We start from the raw sequence: 1,373 nt of genomic DNA, 5'->3' as shown, positions 1-1,373 counted from the left end.
TTTCAATGACTGAGAACTCAATCCCTGATTATTTCGTCCAAGTGGTCGAAAAATCGAGTTGATAAGTTGGGTAACTGAATTGACGCGCATCCTGACCAGATAAGGATTATAGCCTACCTTTCACCCGCTCAGCCCTCGGCAGAAGATTTTCAATTACTGAGAACTCAATCTTTGATTATTTCCTTCAAGTTGGATATAAGTTTTGTAACTGAATTGACCAAACCCAGATGAGTTAATGATTATAGGCGACCTGTTCTCCTCTCAGCTATACTTGACTTAGTTGCTTAGCTTTCAGTTTTTAGATGGTTTACCCTACTCCATGAATAAAGTCTGTATGTCAACTATAGGAGGGGAAAGCATCGGACATAAACTATAGGTTTTCAGCCACTAATTACTGCCCGAATGCTACAAGACATGAGAAAGAAACGCCCACACACTTAAATCGTAGTTTGGACCCCATCAGACAGGCCCTAATCACCAATTACTAATTACTAATCACTAATCACCAAACTATTTGTGCTGTTCATCCATCACATTGAACCCAGACAACGGACGGTAAGTATAGTTTTGTTTGGGTGTTTTTTGGATACTTTCTTGGATGGTATCAAGGTCAATATAGCGGTCGGCTACATTAATTAGACTATCACTGGTCATGGAGCGTAGGCTGACCACCTCAACCCGAACTCCCCGATAACTGACAGAATCGACTGCATAGGCAAGATCACCATCACCACTGACTAGAACTGCTGTGTCGTAGGAACCCACTAGTGCCATCATGTCAACAGCAATTTCTACATCCAGATTAGCTTTTTTTGAGCCATCTGGTAGCTGAACTAAATCTTTGGCAATTACTCGGTAGCCATTACGACGCATCCAGAGCAGAAAGCCCTGCTGCTTCTCATTCGTACGATCAACACCAGTGTAAAAGAAAGAGCGTAGTAGCCTAGATCCTGCTGTCAAACGACACAATAGCTTAGTGTAGTCAATTTCAATCCCTAGTTGTAGGGCAGCATAAAATAAGTTTGAACCATCGATAAAGATGGCAACACGACCACGGTTTTCTAAGACTTGTTCAGGTGTAAAAATTGGGTCATGATTATAATGGCTCAGCATTTTTATTATACCTCTTTGTTAAAAAAAAAAAAATTAAAAAACTTTTTACTTAATCAGCATTAAGGTAATATGCCGATTAAGTTTTTGGTTAATAAGACGGAACCAAATTAGGTGAGTTCCAGTCGTGCAAATACCGGTTTGGGTTTTCCTAGCTTCTGGTTTTGAGGTAAAACCCCCCAACATGCATGGGATACATAGGGCGCAGCCAAAAAGAACACATCGAAAGAGCGTCGTGATCCAAGATCTGACGGAGCGAATCG

1 protein-coding gene is annotated in these 1,373 nt (G+C 41.1%); it reads right to left on the bottom strand.

Translation table 11 applies throughout. The annotated features are described in order from the left end of the window. Positions 1-510: 510 nt before the first annotated feature. Positions 511-1,113 (bottom strand): NYN domain-containing protein, encoded by a 603-nt coding sequence (locus tag F6K49_RS49450; RefSeq protein WP_008182130.1) that lies wholly within the window; start codon positions 1,111-1,113, stop codon positions 511-513. Positions 1,114-1,373 lie beyond the last annotated feature (260 nt).

The organism is Moorena sp. SIO3I6 (genome assembly GCF_010672095.1).
The sequence above is the reverse complement of the archived record's forward strand: the minus strand, read 5'-3'. Positions and strand labels throughout refer to the sequence as shown.